Origin of the sequence: Phycicoccus elongatus Lp2, from assembly GCF_000367525.1 — a bacterium.
Lineage (GTDB): Bacteria > Actinomycetota > Actinomycetes > Actinomycetales > Dermatophilaceae > Phycicoccus_A > Phycicoccus_A elongatus.
This window is the reverse complement of the sequence record NZ_HF570956.1, coordinates 404103-407020: the sequence shown is the minus strand read 5'-3', so window position 1 is coordinate 407020 and position 2918 is coordinate 404103. Positions and strand designations below refer to the sequence as shown.

Sequence of the window (2918 nt, the reverse complement as noted above, 5' to 3'; positions counted from 1 at the left end):
CGGTCGTCTGCACGACCGACGCGGACTGGTGTTTGCGACCGCTCGAGCCGGTCTGCCAGGCGATGACGACATGCTCCTCACCGGGCACCGGAAGGTCGTGGATCGCCGCGGTCATCTCACCCAGCACCATCGGGCGTCCCGCGATCCCGGCCGACCAACCGCCGGGGCAGTCCAGTGCTGCCCACACCAGCGAGGGCGAGGCGGCGGGGGGAGTCCAGCGCGCGGCATACCGCCCCGAGCCGTCGGCCAGGGGGCCGGGCCGCAGGCAGAGCGCCTCCTCGGGATCGCGATCGGTGCCGCAGGAGAAGCAGGTGCTGAAGGGGTGGCCGGCCAGCGCCTCGTAGCGCGTTTCGGCGTCGGCGGCAGCCGCCAGGTCCACCGCGTCGGTCTTCAGCGGCGCAACGATGCCCGGCCGGGCCGTCGCGACGAGATGACCGGCGTGCGTGAGCGTCGCGACCCCGTCGGCGAGGGTCACGGTCATGGGCGCATCCAGAGGTGGGGGTGAGGACAGGCGCACCGTGACGCCGTCGCCGGCGCCGGGGGACAGGTAGGCCGCGAGCTCACCGCTGGTCCATCCCCCGTTGCCGGACTCGGGCGGGCCGCAGTGGACCCGATCGACGACGAGCGAATCGGTCGAGGTCGCATCCATGTCAGCCAAACTAGCCCCCATGCCCGCGACCGCCGACCTGCCGTTCAGTTGGCGGCGGATCGCGCTGCCGGCCTACGGCCCCAGTCTGGTCGGCTCGATCGGCCACGGGGCGATCGTGCCGGTGGTCGCGCTGACGGCTCGCGAACTCGGCGCCTCGGTGAGCGTGGCGGCGCTCTTCGTGTCGATCGTCGCGGTTGCCGAGTTCGTCGGCTCGGTGCCGGTCGGGATCTTCGTCGACCGTGTGGGGGAGCGCACCGCGCTCGTCATCGGCGGCCTGCTCGAGGTGATGGCGGGCCTCATCGGCTGGTTCGCGCCCAACCTGTGGGTCCTGGCCCTGGCCGCCGTCGTCATGGGCCCGGCCGGCGGCATCTTCATCGTCGCCCGCCAGTCCTATCTGGGCCACATCGTCCCGGCCCACCAACGAGCCCGCGCGATGTCGACGCTCGGCGGCGTTGCCCGCATCGGCTGGTTCATCGGCCCGCTCGCGGCCGCGCCGCTCATCGCCGTGCACGGCGCGCGTGCCGCCTTCCTCGTGCTCATCGCCGGGGGGCTGGGCGCGTCCGCCATCACCTGGTGGTCGATGGATCTCGTCGTCCCGAGCGCCGAGGGTGACCACCCCGGCGCGCGCCCTGTCACACCGCCCCTGCGCGAGACCGTGCGTCGGCACGCCCGAGTGCTCCTCACCCTCGGCCTCGGCATCCTGGTCATCGGCCTCGCCCGGGCGTCCCGCAATGTCGTCGTCCCGCTCTGGGCGGACCACATCGGGATGACCGCGAGCGAGGTCTCGGTGCTCTTCGGCCTGGGCATGGGCATCGAGATGCTGCTCTTCTATCCCGCCGGCTGGATCATGGACCGCTTCGGCCGGGTGTGGGTCGCCGTGCCGGTGGCCCTGGGCTTTGGTGTCACTCTCATGGCGCTGCCCTTGGCGGACACGCGAGGAGGCGTCGGGGTGGCGGTCGTGGCGATGTCGATCGCCAACGGTCTCGGCTCCGGCATCGTCATGACGCTCGGTGCGGATGCCGCGCCGCCCGTGGGTCGGGCCGCCTTCCTCGGGGTCTGGCGCCTCATCTCCCTGATCGGCGCCAACGGTGCCTCTGTGCTCGTCGCCGCGATCGCGGCCATCGCCTCGGTCGGGGCAGCGGCCGTCGTCGTCGGTGTCCTGTCCCTGCTGGGAGCTGGGTGGCTCGCCCGCTGGGTGCCGCGCTACGAGCCCGACCGGGAGCGCGCGGCATACCCGAGCACTCCGAGGCAAACGTAGGCTTACCTTCGTGACCGACCTCATCGACACCACGGAGATGTATCTCCGGACCATCTTCGAGCTCGAGGAGGAAGGAATCCCGGCGCTGCGGGCACGCATCGCGGAGCGACTCGGGCACTCCGGTCCGACGGTGTCGCAGACCGTGGCGCGGATGGAACGTGACGGACTGCTCACCCTGGCCCACGACCGGCATCTCGAGCTCACGCCGTCCGGGCAGGAGATCGCGATGCGGGTCATGCGAAAGCACCGACTCGCCGAGCGACTGCTCGCGGACGTGATCGGCCTGGAGTGGGAGTTCATCCACGATGAGGCGTGCCGGTGGGAGCACGTCATGTCCGATCGGGTGGAGCGCAAGATCGTCGCGCTCCTCGGTGACACCCTCACCGAGTCCCCCTATGGCAACCCGATTCCCGGTCTCGAGGAACTCGGCGTGGGCAAGGCCGAGGACTTCCGCGCGGGCCTGGTGCCACTGAGCGAGGTCGCCGGCGCCCAGCCGGTCACCGTGCGGGTGCGGCGGATCGGTGAGCCGGTCCAGGTCGACCACGAGGCGCTCGCCCTGCTCACCGCGGCCGGCCTGCTGCCGGGTGAACCGGCGACGGTCCGCGCGCAGGACGGACGGACGATTGCCGCCCGCGTGGGCGCCGATGAGGCCACCGGCGTCTCGCTCCCCGATGACATTGCGGTGCACGTTCTGGTGGAGCGGCTCTGAGCACCGGGCGGCATCGCGCTCGTTATGCGAATGTGACATCAAGGCCATCTGGTCGCTACCGTGGTCGCAGCCCAGACCCCCTGACAAAGGCTGCCCCTCCCGTGCACCACCGCTCAACTCCCGGCCGTCGACGTGCCCCCAAGCCGTCCTGGCGCGCCGAAATCCGCTCCTTGGTGAACCCGACCCTCGCCGTGAAGTCCCTCGTAGCTCTCGGCATCGTCGGCGCCACGACCGGAGCCGTGATCGTTCCCTCGACGTCCGGTGCCAGCACATCGCTCGCGATGGCTCCCACCGCCTCGACG

At 71.5% G+C, this 2918-nt stretch carries 4 protein-coding genes; 3 read left to right on the top strand and 1 reads right to left on the bottom strand.

Going from position 1 to position 2918, the window contains the following annotated elements:
• Window positions 1–649: hypothetical protein (locus BN10_RS17105; protein ID WP_051369599.1), on the bottom strand; the 649-nt coding region annotated here is incomplete at its 3' end.
• A 19-nt stretch (window positions 650–668) separates the two neighbouring features.
• Here BN10_RS17105 and BN10_RS01930 point away from each other — a divergent pair.
• From BN10_RS01930 to BN10_RS17640, 3 genes are all read left to right on the top strand, one after another.
• On the top strand, window positions 669–1907 hold the full coding sequence (locus tag BN10_RS01930; RefSeq protein ID WP_040750726.1) for an MFS transporter: 1239 nt from the start codon (window positions 669–671) through the stop codon (window positions 1905–1907).
• 10 nt (window positions 1908–1917) lie between these two features.
• Window positions 1918–2616: a metal-dependent transcriptional regulator gene (locus BN10_RS01925; protein WP_010849466.1), complete on the top strand. Its 699-nt coding sequence runs from the start codon at window positions 1918–1920 to the stop codon at window positions 2614–2616.
• A gap of 101 nt (window positions 2617–2717) precedes the next feature.
• Window positions 2718–2918: hypothetical protein (locus BN10_RS17640; protein ID WP_233354237.1), on the top strand; the 201-nt coding region annotated here is incomplete at its 3' end.

Coding starts and splice junctions, on each gene's coding strand:
- BN10_RS01930 (WP_040750726.1), top strand. CDS start 669: ATGCCCGCGACCGCCGACCTGCCGTTCAGTTGGCGGCGGATCGCGCTG.